Origin of the sequence: Paraburkholderia kirstenboschensis, from assembly GCF_032806925.1 — a bacterium.
GTDB lineage: Bacteria > Pseudomonadota > Gammaproteobacteria > Burkholderiales > Burkholderiaceae > Paraburkholderia > Paraburkholderia kirstenboschensis.
Genome location: NZ_CP136513.1, coordinates 2,102,569 through 2,117,240 on the forward strand (window position 1 = coordinate 2,102,569; position 14,672 = coordinate 2,117,240).

14 protein-coding genes are annotated in these 14,672 nt (G+C 64.6%); 7 read left to right on the top strand and 7 right to left on the bottom strand.

What is annotated here, in order from left to right; all coding sequences use genetic code 11:
- Positions 1 to 16 precede the first annotated feature (16 nt).
- From RW095_RS32030 to RW095_RS32055, 6 genes are all read right to left on the bottom strand, one after another.
- Entirely contained in the window at positions 17 to 907 is an 891-nt protein-coding gene (locus RW095_RS32030) for a phosphoribosylaminoimidazolesuccinocarboxamide synthase (RefSeq protein WP_088175699.1), read from the bottom strand.
- A gap of 144 nt (positions 908 to 1,051) precedes the next feature.
- Entirely contained in the window at positions 1,052 to 2,116 is a 1,065-nt protein-coding gene (gene fba, locus RW095_RS32035; protein WP_020069232.1) for a class II fructose-bisphosphate aldolase, read from the bottom strand.
- A 408-nt stretch (positions 2,117 to 2,524) separates the two neighbouring features.
- Entirely contained in the window at positions 2,525 to 3,961 is a 1,437-nt protein-coding gene (gene pyk, locus RW095_RS32040; protein WP_020069233.1) for a pyruvate kinase, read from the bottom strand.
- Between the two features lie 502 nt (positions 3,962 to 4,463).
- Positions 4,464 to 5,657 carry a phosphoglycerate kinase gene (locus tag RW095_RS32045; protein WP_317019976.1) on the bottom strand — a complete coding sequence of 398 codons (1,194 nt, stop codon included), beginning with the start codon at positions 5,655 to 5,657 and terminating at the stop codon, positions 4,464 to 4,466.
- A gap of 267 nt (positions 5,658 to 5,924) precedes the next feature.
- Positions 5,925 to 6,248, bottom strand: coding sequence for an AzlD domain-containing protein (locus RW095_RS32050; RefSeq protein ID WP_317019977.1), 324 nt, complete (start codon positions 6,246 to 6,248; stop codon positions 5,925 to 5,927).
- A complete protein-coding gene (locus RW095_RS32055; protein ID WP_317019978.1) occupies positions 6,245 to 6,991 on the bottom strand; it encodes an AzlC family ABC transporter permease in 747 nt (248 codons plus the stop codon). The genes RW095_RS32050 and RW095_RS32055 overlap by 4 nt, the downstream gene beginning before the upstream one ends.
- A 284-nt stretch (positions 6,992 to 7,275) precedes the next feature.
- Here RW095_RS32055 and RW095_RS32060 point away from each other — a divergent pair, with 284 nt between their 5' ends.
- The 6 genes from RW095_RS32060 to RW095_RS32085 all read left to right on the top strand — a co-directional run bounded on the left by RW095_RS32060 (position 7,276) and on the right by RW095_RS32085 (position 12,114).
- Positions 7,276 to 8,199, top strand: a complete 924-nt coding sequence (locus RW095_RS32060) for a branched-chain amino acid transaminase (RefSeq protein WP_317019979.1) — start codon at positions 7,276 to 7,278, stop codon at positions 8,197 to 8,199.
- A 39-nt stretch (positions 8,200 to 8,238) separates the two neighbouring features.
- Positions 8,239 to 8,433 carry a zinc-finger domain-containing protein gene (locus RW095_RS32065; protein ID WP_020069238.1) on the top strand — a complete coding sequence of 65 codons (195 nt, stop codon included), beginning with the start codon at positions 8,239 to 8,241 and terminating at the stop codon, positions 8,431 to 8,433.
- A gap of 323 nt (positions 8,434 to 8,756) precedes the next feature.
- Positions 8,757 to 9,782: a lipopolysaccharide heptosyltransferase II gene (gene waaF, locus RW095_RS32070; RefSeq protein ID WP_317019980.1), complete on the top strand. Its 1,026-nt coding sequence runs from the start codon at positions 8,757 to 8,759 to the stop codon at positions 9,780 to 9,782.
- 167 nt (positions 9,783 to 9,949) lie between these two features.
- The gene (locus RW095_RS32075) at positions 9,950 to 10,396 is read left to right on the top strand and encodes a nuclear transport factor 2 family protein (RefSeq protein ID WP_317019981.1); all 447 of its coding nucleotides are present in this window, start codon (positions 9,950 to 9,952) and stop codon (positions 10,394 to 10,396) included.
- 40 nt (positions 10,397 to 10,436) lie between these two features.
- Positions 10,437 to 11,549 (top strand): YheT family hydrolase, encoded by a 1,113-nt coding sequence (locus RW095_RS32080; RefSeq protein WP_317019982.1) that lies wholly within the window; start codon positions 10,437 to 10,439, stop codon positions 11,547 to 11,549.
- Complete coding sequence (locus RW095_RS32085; RefSeq protein WP_317019983.1) at positions 11,542 to 12,114, top strand: DUF2946 family protein; 573 nt, start codon at positions 11,542 to 11,544, stop codon at positions 12,112 to 12,114. The genes RW095_RS32080 and RW095_RS32085 overlap by 8 nt, the downstream gene beginning before the upstream one ends.
- Positions 12,115 to 12,239: 125 nt before the next feature.
- Here RW095_RS32085 and RW095_RS32090 read toward each other — a convergent pair whose 3' ends face one another.
- Positions 12,240 to 13,988 (bottom strand): M48 family metalloprotease, encoded by a 1,749-nt coding sequence (locus tag RW095_RS32090; RefSeq protein WP_317019984.1) that lies wholly within the window; start codon positions 13,986 to 13,988, stop codon positions 12,240 to 12,242.
- Between the two features lie 173 nt (positions 13,989 to 14,161).
- Between RW095_RS32090 and moaC the strand changes: the two genes are divergently transcribed.
- A complete protein-coding gene (gene moaC, locus RW095_RS32095) occupies positions 14,162 to 14,638 on the top strand; it encodes a cyclic pyranopterin monophosphate synthase MoaC (protein ID WP_201701275.1) in 477 nt (158 codons plus the stop codon).
- The last annotated feature ends 34 nt before the right edge of the window (positions 14,639 to 14,672 follow it).

Below are 14,672 nucleotides of genomic sequence, written 5' to 3' on the forward strand. Positions count from 1 at the left end.
AACGGCGCGGATCTGATCAGGCGAGCTTCTGCCCGGTCAGACGTTCGAGCGCTTCCTGGTATTTCTCGCCCGTCTTCTGGATTACGTCGTCCGGCAGCTTCGGCGCGGGCGGCTCTTTCGCCCAGTCCTGCGTTTCTAGCCAGTCGCGCACGAACTGCTTGTCGAACGACGGCGGATTGGTGCCCACCTGATACTGGTCGGCCGGCCAGAAGCGCGACGAATCGGCGGTGAGCGCCTCGTCCATCAGGTACAGCTTGCCGTGGTTGTCCAGACCGAACTCGAACTTCGTGTCGGCGATGATGATGCCGCGCGTGGCTGCGTAATCCGCAGCTTCCTTGTACAGCCTGATTGAAATGTCGCGGATCGTGGCCGACAGTTCGGTGCCGATGCGGCGCTCCATGTCGTTATACGTGATGTTTTCGTCGTGATGGCCCATCTCCGCCTTGGCGGCCGGCGTGAAGATCGGCTCAGGCAGCTTTTGCGCGTTTTGCAGACCAGCCGGCAATTCGACGCCGCACACAGAACCCGTGGCCTGGTAGTCTTTCCAGCCGCTGCCGGCCAGATAGCCGCGCACCACGGCTTCAACGAGGATCGGCTCGAGGCGCTTCACGACGACCGCGCGGCCCTTGACCTGCTCGACTTCGTCCGCCGCCACCACCGATTCAGGCGCCACGCCGGTCAGGTGATTCGGCACCACGTGCTTGAGCTTCTCGAACCAGAAGTTCGCCATTTCGTTGAGCACGCGCCCCTTATTCGGAATCGGCTCGCCCATGATGACGTCGAACGCCGACAGACGGTCGGTCGTAACGATCAGCAACTGGTCGTTGCCCACTGCATAATTGTCGCGGACTTTTCCGCGGCCGAGCAGCGGCAGCGAGCGGAGCGTGGATTCGTAGAGGGTAGACATCGTCGTGGTTCGCTAAAAGTGAGGCAAAAAAGTGTGACCGGAACAAAAGGGAAACGCCGTTCCCCGGAAAATGCGGGAACGGCGATCTAACGACAACCTGGCCAGACGGCCAGGCGTAGAGCCATGCGTTGACGCAAATACCGCTTAGCGGACGACCTGCGCAAGCTCGCCCGACTTGTACTTCTCCGCGATTTTATCAAGCGAAACCGGCTTGATCTTGCCGGCCTGGCCTTCGCAGCCGAATTGCGTGTAGCGCTCGATACAGATCTTCATCGCAGCTTCACGCGCCGGCTTCAGATAATCGCGCGGATCGAACTTGCCCGGATTGGTCGCCATATAGCGGCGGATCGCGCCGGTGATCGCGAGACGCAGGTCGGTGTCGATGTTGACCTTGCGCACGCCGTGCTTGATGCCTTCCTGGATTTCCTCGACCGGCACGCCGTAGGTTTCCTTCATGTCGCCGCCGAATTCGCGGATTTCCGCGAGCAGTTCCTGCGGCACCGACGATGAACCGTGCATCACCAGGTGCGTGTTCGGAATGCGCTGGTGAATTTCCTTGATGCGCTGGATCGACAGAATGTCGCCCGTCGGCTTCTTGCTGAATTTGTATGCACCGTGCGAGGTGCCGATTGCGATTGCGAGCGCATCGCACTGCGTCAGCTTGACGAAGTCGGCGGCCTGTTCCGGATCGGTCAGCAGTTGCTCGCGGGTCATCGTGCCTTCCGCGCCGTGACCGTCTTCCTTGTCGCCCTTCATGGTTTCCAGCGAGCCGAGCACGCCCAGTTCCGCTTCGACCGTCACGCCGATCGAGTGCGCGGCTTCCACCACCTTGCGCGACACGTCGACGTTGTACTCGTATGAAGCGACCGTCTTGCCGTCGGCTTCGAGCGAGCCGTCCATCATCACGCTGGTAAAGCCGCTGCGGATCGCCGCCATGCAGACCGCCGGCGACTGGCCGTGGTCCTGGTGCATCACGACGGGAATGTGCGGATAGGACTCGACCGCTGCTTCAATCAGATGGCGCAGGAACGCTTCGCCCGCGTACTTACGCGCGCCGGCGGAAGCCTGCATGATGACCGGCGCATTGACCTTGTCGGCCGCCGCCATGATCGCCTGCACCTGCTCCAGGTTGTTCACGTTGAATGCCGGAAGGCCGTAGCCGTTTTCAGCGGCATGGTCCAGCAGTTGACGCATTGATACGAGAGGCATGCTGTAACTCCTTAGATTGAAACGAATTCCTGTGCCGCCGGCATCTTGTGGGCAATCTTGTCGCGAAGCAAGCTGCATACCCGTTCGCACCGTTGCTAAAGCGTGGGGCGTTCCCGAGGCCACTCGCGCAATCTGAGCCGGTGCGCCGCCTCTCTCGGGGCTGACAACCTGCTTCGTTCGATCCAGCCTGTACCGATCAAGCAAAATGTGTCGACCGGAGTCGCGCTTTAGCGCGTTACTCCGGTCCCATGCACGGCGGTCGACCTGGAGTCGCGCTTTAGCGCGTTACTCCGGTCCCATGCAAAGCGGTCGACCGGAGTTCGCGCTTCAGCGCGCTACTCCGGTCCCATGCAAAGCGGTCGACCGGAGTGCGTGCAACGCACCTACCCTGGTCCGCCGAGCATGCGGTCAATACGGCTCGCCGACCCGCACGATCTTCAGCGTATTCGTGCCGCCGGCCTGCCCCATCGGCTCGCCGACAGTCAGCACGACCATGTCGCCGCGCGACGCGTAGCCCTTGCTGACCACCGTCTCCAACGCCTGTTGCAACGCGGTGTCGCGGTCGGTGTTGGTGTCCAGATGAAGCGACGTCACGTTGCGGTACAGCGCCATTGCCCGCTCGCTGCCGACCCGCGGCGTGAGTGCGAAGATCGGCACGTGCGTCCAATGACGCGACATCCACAGCGCGGTCGAACCCGATTCGGTCAACGCAACGATCGCCTTCGCGCCCAGGTGAAACGCAGTGAAGAGCGCGCCCATGGCAATCGACTGGTCGATGCGCGTGAACGTGCGATCCAGAAAATCCCGGTCCAGTTCCGACTGCTCGGACTTCTCGGCTTCGACGCAGATCGCGGCCATTGTCTCGATGGTCTGCACCGGATACTTGCCCGCCGCCGATTCCGCCGACAGCATCACCGCGTCCGTACCGTCCAGGACCGCATTCGCGACGTCCGAGACTTCGGCGCGGGTCGGCACCGGCGCGTAGATCATCGACTCCATCATCTGCGTCGCGGTGATCACGAACTTGTTCGACTCGCGCGCCATACGAATCATGCGCTTTTGCAGCGCGGGGACTGCGGCATTCCCCACTTCCACGGCCAGATCGCCGCGGGCAACCATGATGCCGTCCGATGCGTCCAGAATGCCTTGCAGCGCCGGAATGGCTTCGGCGCGCTCGATCTTGGCAATCATCTTCGGCTTGATGCCGTACGGCGCGCCGGCGATGTTGGCCAGCTGGCGAGCCATTTCCATGTCGGTCGCGTTCTTCGGGAACGACACCGCGACAAAATCGACGCCGAGCGACATGGCCGTGCGGATGTCTTCCATGTCTTTCGCGGTCAGCGCGGGCGCCGACAGACCGCCGCCCTGGCGGTTGATGCCCTTGTTGTTGGACAGGTCGCCGCCGATCTTCACGATCGTGTGAATCTCGTTGCCGATCACGCGCTGAACGTTCAGCACGATCAGGCCGTCGTTGAGCAGCAGCACGTCGCCCGGCTTCAGGTCGCGCGGCAAGTCCTTGTAATCGAGACCGGCGCGCTCCTGGTTGCCGAGCTCGCAGTCGGCGTCGAGGATGAACGGCTCACCCGCGACGAGCGAAACCTTGCCGTTTTCGAATTTGCCGACCCGGATCTTCGGGCCTTGCAGGTCAGCCATGATGGCGACCTCGCGGCCCGCCTGGCGAGCCGCCTCGCGCACGAATTCGGCGCGCTGGCGGTGGTCGTCGGCCGTGCCGTGCGAGAAGTTGAGCCGCACAACGTCGGCGCCTGCCTGAATCATTTGCAGCAGGATCTCCGGCGTGCTGGAAGCCGGTCCGATGGTAGCGACAATCTTGGTGGCGCGATGCATGAGTCTCCTCGTCTGGATGGGATCGCTGGAAAGAGCGCTGCGAGTCGGATGCGGAGGCTGCGCACCGAAAGATGCTGCCAGGGGCTGCGCGCCGGTTGAAACCAGCGTCGCTTTATAGGGTGAAGCAGTGTTCGAGACCGGCACGCGAGGCGCCGGTGAGGGAGCGGGCGCGACTTGCGCATCGGGGAGTTCCGCTGGCGGAACGGCCGATTCGGCAGCTTGTGCGCTGGCCAATCGAGCGGTGTCGCCCGCAGTGGTCGACGCCGCGGGCGCCTGAGACGGCCCGGATTCTTCTGGATGACTGATAGCCTGTGCGGCTTCGCCGACAGCCGCAACCGCAGCTGCAGCTGCAACCGTGTCGGCAAGCGCCGACTCCGGACCCGCCGTTGCGGCGTCGGAGCGCGCTGTGCGCTCCCCAGCCGCTGCTGCCGCGGTGTCGCGCGGCTTGCCGCGCTGACCGTTCGGTTTCGCAAACTTCGCCGTTGGGGAGCGCGTCGCCACGTTAGGCCCGCGATTCGAGAACTTCAACGGCGGGCAACTTCTTGCCTTCGAGGAACTCGAGGAAGGCGCCGCCGCCCGTCGAGATATAGCTGACCTTGTCGTGGATGCCGTACTTGGCGATCGCGGCAAGCGTATCGCCGCCTCCCGCAATCGAGAACGCGGACGATCTCGCGATCGCGTCGGCCAGCGTCCTGGTGCCATTGCCGAACTGGTCGAATTCGAACACGCCTACCGGGCCGTTCCACACGATGGTGCCGGCTTTTTCCAGTTGCGCGGCGAGCGCCTTCGACGTTTCCGGCCCGATGTCGAGGATCAGGTCGTCGTCTTCGACATCGGCGACGGCCTTGATTTCCGCCTTGGCGGTCGGCGAAAACTCTTTGGCCGTGACCACGTCGGTCGGGATCGGCACCGATGCGCCGCGTGCTTTCGCCGCGTCGATAATCGCCTTGGCTTCGTTCACCAGATCCGCCTCCGCCAGCGACTTGCCGATCTTCAGACCGGCCGCCAGCATGAACGTGTTGGCGATGCCGCCGCCCACGATCAGCTGATCGACCTTCTCGGCCAGCGACTTCAGAATGGTCAGTTTGGTCGACACCTTCGAGCCCGCGACGATCGCAACCAGCGGTCGCTTCGGCGCGCCCAGCGCCTTGCCGAGCGCTTCCAGTTCGGCGGCGAGCAGCGGGCCGGCACAAGCCACCGGCGCATATTTCGCGATGCCGTGCGTGGTTGCTTCAGCGCGGTGCGCGGTGCCGAACGCGTCGTTCACATAGATGTCGCAAAGCTTCGCCATTTTCTGCGCGAGCTCGTCGGAATCTTTCTTTTCGCCCTTGTTGACGCGGCAGTTCTCTAATAGCACAACCTGGCCCGGCGCGACGTTCACGCCGTTCTCCACCCAGTTCGCGACGAGCGGCACGTCGCGGCCAAGCAGTTCGGCGAAACGCTTTGCGACCGGCGCGAGAGAATCTTCCGGCTTGAAGTCGCCTTCGGTCGGACGTCCCAGGTGCGACGTGACCATCACGGCCGCGCCCGCGTCGAGCGCTGCCTTGACGGCCGGCACAGAGGCGCGGATGCGGGTGTCTTCGGTGATGTTGCCTTGATCGTCCTGCGGCACGTTCAGATCGGCGCGGATGAACACTCGTTTGCCGGATAGCTTGCCTTCGGCGATCAGATCGGAGAGACGCAATACCTTGTTCATGGGCGTTTGTGTGCGAGTTGATGAGAAGGCGGTGGCGGACGTCGCGCAGGGCCTTGGGCGCAGTGAACTCCAGCGCGTCGGCACGGCGGCTCCACAAGGTCGAGCCCCGGCGGCAAGGCCGCGGCACAGGCGCCAGGCATCGGCGCGGTCATCCCGGAAAGGGACATTTTAACTGATCCGAACTGCCTTCTGACCCGCGAACGGGCAATGTCCCGTATTTGAACGCGGTGCGCCGCATGCCGCAGCGCAGCATCGGCCGCACGGAACTCACATGAATAGCCGCAACATCGTGAACACGATCATTCCGACGACGATCGTGGCGAGCATGGTGCGGCGCCACAAAAACCACCCGAGGCCGGCAAGCGTCGCATAGAACTCGTGGTTGGACGGCGCAAACGACAGGCCTTCGGGCGTTGCCAGCACGTCGGGCAGTACCACCGCCGCGAGCGCTGCGGCAGGCGCATAGCGCAGCATGCGCTGAACGCGCGCGGGCAAAACCGTGCGCTCGCCGCCGATTAGAAACATCGCGCGTGTCACCGCAGTGACGAAGGTCATGCCGAGAATAGCCAGCCAGATTTCCATGGATGTCATCGCGAATCTCCCGCGCCGCTGCGAATACGCCGCAAGTCGGCGCGTTCGACCATCAGATCGGCAGCACTGCCCGCGATGATCGCCGCGATCACCGCGAGCGGCAGCGCGAGTCGGTACGGAAGATCGAATGCGAGGAGCGAGACGACGCCCGCGATGCTGACCGCCACCAGCGTGGAGCGCGTCGCGATTGCCGCCACCATGATTGGCAGCAGCGCAAGCGTGCCGGCGAGCGCGAGCCCCCAGTTGTCGGGAATCAGGCTTGCGAGCAGGATGCCCGCGACCGACGCGACCTGCCACGACAGCCAGCTGCTCACCGCCATGCCCCAGAAGTACGCCTCCTTGCCGGGCACGTAGCCGGTCGGGAAGTTCTTCTTTAGGAACAGCAGATAGATCACGTCGCCGTTGAAGTAGCCAAGCAGGATGCGCCGCCACATCGGCAGATAGGAAAAGTGCGGCGCGAGACCGACGCTGAAGATCACGAAACGCGTATTGACCATGGCGGCCGTGAGCAGCACGGTCCAGATCGGCAGCTTGGCGGCGAGGAGCGGCAGCACCGCCAGCTGCGACGAACCGGCGTAGCACAGCAGCGACATGGCGAGCGCCTGCGGCAGCGTGAGCACGGACTTGCTCATCGCAACGCCGGTGACGAGACCCCACGAGCAGATTGCCATGAGCGTGGGCGAATAGGCGCGCGCGCCTTCACGGAAGGCACGGCGATCGGTATCTGACAGACGAGCGAGCATGAGGCAAAAAAGCGCCGGCGCAGGTGGCCGCGGATGAGGGAAATCGGCGCCAGGTCGTCAAGCACCCGCTGGCGCATCCGGATGTGAATTATGCGTGTGCCGAATTATAGCGCCCGAAGTGCGTCCGAATGCCCGTTTCGTGTGCAAAAGACGCTAAAATGACGCTCTTCGCTGCACCCCACCGGAAGGCGCCGGCACGTACCGGCTTCCCCGCCCCCTCGGGGGCCTGACGCGAGGCGACGGGCCTGGGGGCTCAGATAAACACGCACCTGCTGGAGAATCGTATGTCAATGGCCGACCGCGACGGCAAGATCTGGATGGATGGCAAGCTGATCGACTGGCGCGATGCCAAGATCCACGTGCTGACCCACACGCTGCATTACGGCATGGGCGTTTTCGAAGGCGTGCGCGCCTACAAGACGGCAGACGGCGGCACCGCGATTTTCCGTTTGCAGGAACACACCAAGCGTCTTCTGAACTCGGCCAAGATTTTCCAGATGGACGTGCCGTTCGACCACGAAACGCTCGCCGCCGCGCAGCGCGAGGTGGTCCGCGAGAACAAGCTCGAGTCGTGCTATTTGCGCCCGATCATCTGGGTCGGCTCGGAGAAGCTCGGCGTCTCCGCCAAGGGCAACACCATCCACGTGGCGATCGCGGCGTGGCCGTGGGGCGCTTACCTCGGTGAAGACGGCATTGCCAAGGGCATCCGCGTAAAGACTTCGTCGTTCACACGGCATCATGTGAATGTGTCGATGGTCCGCGCGAAGGCGTCGGGCTGGTACGTGAACTCTATCCTCGCCAACCAGGAAGCCATTGCCGACGGCTACGACGAAGCACTGCTGCTCGACGTCGACGGTTACGTGTCGGAAGGCTCCGGCGAAAACTTTTTCCTCGTGAACAACGGCAAGCTGTACACGCCGGACCTGTCGTCGTGCCTCGACGGCATCACGCGCGACACGGTCATCACGCTCGCGCGCGACATGGGCATTCCGGTCATCGAAAAGCGCATTACCCGCGACGAGGTTTATACCTGCGACGAAGCGTTCTTCACCGGCACCGCCGCGGAAGTCACGCCGATCCGTGAACTGGACAACCGCACGATCGGCGCGGGCGCGCGCGGCCCGATCACGGAGAAGCTGCAGTCGGGCTTCTTCGATATCGTCAACGGCAAGAGCGAGAAGTACGCGCACTGGCTGACCAATATCTAACGCGCGCCGCACGCACCCTGCATACAACGAGAAAGTCTCATGAGCGATATCAAGGAAATGCCGCTAGTCGAACTGACGGCAAAAGACCTCCCGGCGTACTGCCCGAATCCGGCCATGCCGCGCTGGAGCGCGCATCCGCGCGTCTTTATCGACGTCACGCACGGCGAAGCGCGCTGCCCCTATTGCAGCACGCGTTACAAGCTGCGCGACGGCGAAGTCATCAAGGGCCACTGAAGCTCGCGCTCTGACACGCTCGCCTGCGGCATTGCTGCCATTGCCTGTCCGGCTGATCGCGTGAGTTTGCAACGCGCGGTTTCGCAAGATTTAGCCTCGCATGCCTTGCCTCGCTGCGTTGCTCAATGCGTTGCTCAATCAGTCGCCAGCCAGTTCGAGGCAACGCGAGCAGACAGGTGCGCAGCAGCAAAGCAGCCACGCGGCATGACAGCTATGGCGGCATCGCGTCGTCTGGCTGACGGCTTCCCCTTCTACTTTTACCTATCCGAAGCGCCACGCGCATCGCGCGCAGCGCTTCGTTTCGACACCGGACAACCACTCTGATGCGTCGCGCGTTGGTTATCGCACCGAACTGGATCGGTGACGCATTGATGGCGCAGCCGCTGTTTGCGCGCCTCGTGAAACTGCATCCTCGCATCGCCATCGACGCGGTCGCGCCCTCGTGGGTCGCGCCCGTGCTCGAACGCATGCCGGAAATCCATGACGTCTACGCGACCGACCTCGCGCACGGCAAGCTGCAGATGCTGCGCCGCTGGCAACTCGCGAGCGACTTGCGTGACGTCGGCTACGACGCGGCGTACGTGTTGCCGAACTCGTTCAAGTCGGCGCTGATTCCGTGGATGGCGGGCATCCGGTTGCGGATCGGCTATACCGGCGAAAGCCGTTTCGGCCTGCTGAACGTGCGTCACGCGAATCCGCGCAAAGACGAGCGTCCGCCGATGGTCGGCCATTACGCCGCCCTCGCCTACGCGCCCGGCGCCAAAATCCCCGACGATCTGCCAATGCCGCGGCTCGACGCCGACCTGAACGAGGCGTCGCGCGTGTCGGCGCGCTTTAACCTCGACACGCGAGTGCCGCTGCTCGTGTTCTGTCCCGGCGCCGAATACGGTCCGGCCAAGCGCTGGCCACCCGAGCATTTCGCGGCGCTCGCGCAAATGGTCGGCCAGTCGTTCCCGTACACGCAGATCGTCGCGCTCGGCTCGCCGAAAGACGCGCCGCTGGCGCAGGCCATCGCCGAGAAAGCGCCCAACGTGCGCAATCTGTGCGGACAGACGGCGCTCGGCGAAGCATGCGCGCTGATCTCGCGAGCCAACGCGGTCGTCACGAACGATTCCGGGTTGATGCACGTCGCCGCCGCGCTGCGCCGGCCGCTCGTGGCCGTCTACGGTTCAACGGATCCGCGCCACACGCCGCCCTTGTCGGAGCTTGCGAAGGTACAATGGCTTCATCTCGAATGCAGCCCCTGTTTTCAGCGCGAGTGTCCGCTTGGCCATCTGAACTGTCTGAAGCAGTTGAGCGCCGAGCAGGTTTTCGGCGATCTGCGCGGCATGTTGCTCGCGCATCGCTGAGCCGGCCGACACTCGCACGCAACACCGCACGCCCCTGAGCGCGTCGCGTCATGTTCACGCCTTGCGGCGCGGGCATGCTGGCGCCCGGGGCGATTGTCCGGTGCGCCGGACTGTCCCGCTGACCGCTGCCCCGCAACCGCGCGCCGCGCACAAGAGACTGACGAGCCATGCCACGTTTTGCCCACATCTTCGAAGCCGCCGCCGATACCCTCAACGCCTATTACCAGGCCGTCGCCGAGGTCAATATCGACAGCCTGATGGGCCTGTGGATCGACGAAGAGTTCGTGAGCTGCATCTGTGCCGACGGCTCGCATCTGCATGGGCTCGACAGCATTCGGGCCGGCTTGCAGATCCAGTTGGAAGCCGCGCCGGTCTCCATCGAGCCGCTCGATATCCGCGTGTACGACAGCCTCGGCACCGTCGTGTACGCGATCGCGGAAGCGCATCGTCCGGTCGATCCGAAAGCCTTGCCTGCAATGGTCTTCGCCACCTACGTTATGGTTCACGAACGCGGCGAGTGGCGCATCGCGCACATTCACGCGAGCCCTATGCCGAACGAAGCAGCCAGCCAGTTCGCCACCAAGATGCGACATGGCCAAGGGTCGCTTCACTGACGCGCGGTCGGCACCGCCGCACTCTCGCTCCACAGCCGGCATGAGCACGCCCCGCAGCAAGTCCCCATGGAAAACGACCCAGGACGAATCCACGTCTTTGGGCGCGACGCGCGCCGAAGCTGCCGTGGAGGCGGCTATCGACCTGCTCTACCGCGCGCCGCTCTGGTTGCCGAACAAACATGTGCAGACCATCGTGCCGTCGCTGTTCGCCCGGCGTCCGGCGGTGGCGTTTCGCCGTGAGCGCTGGGATACGCCTGACGGCGATTTCATCGACGTCGACTGGGTCGTGCACGGCAGCGAGCCACGCCCGGCGCTTGCAACGGACACAGCAGCCGCAACGCCGGCCGCTGACGCACCGTTGCTCGTTCTGTTCCACGGTCTGGAAGGCAGTTCGGCATCGCACTATGCGTCCACGTTGATGGCGGCCGCACGCGAGTACGGCTGGCACGGCGTAGTGCCGCATTTCCGTAGCTGCAGCGGCGCGCTGAATCGCTTGCCGCGCTTTTATCATCTTGCCGATAGCAACGAAGTCGATTGGGTCCTGCGGCGCCTGCGTGCTGTGCATCGCGGGCCGATCGCCGCGGCGGGCGTGTCGCTCGGCGGCAATGTGCTGCTGCGCTGGCTCGGTGAGCAGCGCGAGGACGCGGCGTCGATCGTCTCCGCCGCGGCCGCGATTTCGACGCCCATCGACGTGCACGCTGGCGGTCGAGCGTTGTCGCAAGGTTTCGGCCTCGTCTATACGCGCAACTTCCTGAAGACGCTCAAGCAGAAAGCCGGGCAGAAGCTGGTGCAGTTTCCGGGCCTTTTCGACCGCGACGCGATGCTCGCGAGCCGCACGATGTACGAGTTCGACAACGTGGTCACCGCGCCGCTGCATGGCTTTCGCAATACTGACCATTACTGGAGCGCGGCGACCACGCGACCGTTGCTGCCGCACATTCAGGTGCCCACGCTCGTGCTGAACGCGCGCAACGATCCGTTCCTGCCGGCCGAGGCGTTGCCGTCGCGGCATGAGGTGTCGGCGGCGGTGGAACTGGACCAGCCGCGGCACGGCGGACACGCAGGCTTCATGACCGGACCGTTTCCGGGCCGCATCGACTGGCTGTCGCGGCGCGTGCTCGGCTACCTGGACCAGCACGTCGATCATGGATGACATCGTCAAGCAGGCTTTGGCCAAGTGGCCGAACGTACCGAGCTGCACCGGCTGGCTGATGCTCGACCGGCGGGGCAACTGGCGTATGCGCGACGAGGCCGCGCAGGCGAGCGGCTCGCCGGGCATGCCGATCCGCCACGAGGCGTTGCTGGGCTTCATCAACCGCAATTACGAGTGCGACGAACGCGGGCAATGGTTCTTTCAGAACGGACCGCAGCGCGTGTATGTCGAGCTCGGCTATACGCCCTGGGTCGTGCGCTTGTTAGTCGAGGCCGACGGCACGCTGGCGCTGAAAGACCACGCAGGCAACGACTTCGAGCCGGCGGCCGTATTCGCCGATGACGAGGGCGGCATTCTGTTCGCCGACACCGCCGCGCCGCCGCGAGTCGCCGTGTTGCACGACCACGATCTCGAACTTTTCGCGGATCACGCAGCGCTCGCCGACGATGCAATGAACGGCGAATTTCGCTGGAAAGACGGCGTGACGTTGCCGCTGCAGCCCGTGCGTCGGGCGGACATCGCGTCGCGCTTCGGATTTGTGCAAAGTCCGTCGGCGAACGCTTGAGGCAGAAGTCTTCGGCAATAGACCCGGCAACTCGTGCGGCTCGTGCGGCTCGTGCTTGCCCATTCGATCGACCGTCGCGCCTCCGCACCATGCACGTCTAGCCCTGCCCTCGCTAAAGCGCGCGCCTAGCCCTTCTCGTCGAGCCGCTCTTCCTTGTAGCGCTTCTCCATCTCATGCAGTCTCGCGTCGACGGTGGCGAGGTCGTAATAGCCAATCGTCTTCATATCGCGCGCGTCCTTCAGTTGCCGGATCGCCGACGGCCACGCGCCTTCGAGCGCGAACTTCTCGGCCAGCGCCCGGCGGCGCGTGAGTGCGTCGCCACTGCCCGCGCTTGCCTGCGCGAGATACAACCACCACGCGGGCTGATCGGGCTGCGCCTGCGTCTCTTTTTGCGCTAGCGCCTGGGCTTCGGTGAAGCGTCGCAAGGTCAGCAGCGTGCGGATGTGCATGTCGATAGCGGCATTGGACTGCGGCCAGCGCTTTTGCGCGAGGTCGGCGAGACGGACGGCCTCGTCGTCATGACCGGCGCGTCGCGCGATGTCGGCGGTCAGCACGTCGAGACTGGGCGAAGTGCGCGCCGCGTCGCTGGCCGCCTGTGCAACTGCGGCAAACGCCGCGCGCGACGACGCCAGCGACGCCGCCGCGTCGTCATAACGTTCGAGCAGCATCTGGCCAAACGCAATGCCGTACCAGTTTGCAGCAACGTTCAGCGCGGTGCGATCTTCGATCTCCGAGCGCATCCGCGAGATCTCGTCCGCGTACTCGCTGCGGGAACGGTCCTGCAACAGACGCGCTCGCGCGCGCACGAAACCGTATTCGGCGGCCTGATGCGGCTGCCGGTACGGCGCGCGGCGCGCGCGGTCCTCCATGTCGGCGATCCGCTCGCCGGTCAGCGGATGGGTGCGCGCGTACGCCGGTATGCCGGTGTCACTCATCGCCGCACGGTCGAGCCGGCCGAAAAACGTAATCATCGAATAGGGATCGTAGCCGGCGCCGGCGAGCAGGAGAAAACCGACGCGGTCCGCCTCGTGCTCGGCGGATCGTGAGAAACGCAACTGGTTGTCGACGGCATAAGCCTGGCCGCCGAACGCGATCGCGCTGCCCAGGTCGCCGCTATGCGCGAGCACGCCCGCGAGAACGCCGAACAGCATGCTGGCGAGCGCGGCGTAGGTGCTGCGCTCGCTGGCGGTGATCATCCGCGAAATATGGCGCTGCAGGACGTGCCCCATCTCGTGACCGAGCACGGACGCGAGTTCGGACTCGGTTTGCGTGGCGACGATCAGCCCCGTGTTCACGCCGATGAAACCGCCTGGCAGCGAGAACGCGTTGATCTGCGCGTCGCGCACCGCGAACAGATCGAAGTCCGGGCGATAGCCGCCGATATAGAGCGCGTTGGCCGCCGCGGCGAGCTTCGCGGCGACTGAGTTGAGGTAGTCGCGCACCAGCCAGTCGTCCAGGTAGTCCGGGTCCCGGCGCAATTCGCGCATGACGCGTTCGCCGAGCTTGCGTTCGGCTTGCGGCGTGAGCGAGCCCGAGCCGCCGCTGCCGAGGTCGGGTAATTGCTGCGCGGCAATCGGCGCGCGCCAGCCGTCGTTGCTTCCGCCACCGGCCGAATTGCTGGCGCCGCGGTTCACGCCAGAGTTGCCGGAAAAGCGGCTTTCCGCGCCGCCGTACACGCCGAACACGCCTTGGGCGATCTCAGGCGGCACCATTGGATCGGGGTACGACTCCACCGGCCCGCTGACGAGCGGCGGCTCAGCGGACTGCGTAACGACGGGCGCGACGCCGGTCGCGGCCCGCGCTTGCGCGAACGCCTCGGGCGGCGCCGCAAGAGCGACGCACAGCAACGCAGCAAGGAACCGGTTCGGACGCATTGCGAGTTCGTATGACGGATTCGGAAAGCGACGCCCGCCGCGCGGGGACAAGCGGTCTAACATAAGCGGGCACGGCGCAATTGTAATCAGTCGTTGCGCGGATCCGGCTCGTTCATGCGAGCCGGACGTCCCCGCCGCACTGCTATGATAGGCGCCCTCTGAAGGAGCCAACCATGCCTGAACTCACTCATTTCGACGCTGCCGGCGACGCGCATATGGTGGACGTCGGCGGCAAGCAGGAGACGAAGCGCATTGCCATCGCGCGCGGTTCGATCCGCATGCTGCCGGAGACGTTCGCATTGATCCGCGACGGCAACGCCAAAAAGGGCGACGTGATCGGCGTCGCGCGCATTGCCGCGATTCAGGGCTCGAAGCGCACCGCCGATCTGATTCCGCTGTGTCATCCGCTCGCGCTCACGCGCGTCAAAGTGGATTTCGAACTCGACGACACGCTGCCCGGCGTGCATTGCACCGTGCAGGTCGAGACGCTTGGCAGAACCGGAGTCGAGATGGAGGCGCTAACCGCCGTGCAGGTCGGGCTGCTGACGGTGTACGACATGTGCAAGGCGGTGGATCGTGGCATGACGATCACCGATGTGAAGGTGCTCGAGAAGCACGGCGGGAAGTCGGGGGACTGGGTGGCGGGCTGAGTGCCCACTCGCGTCGCCCCCTCTTCGACACATC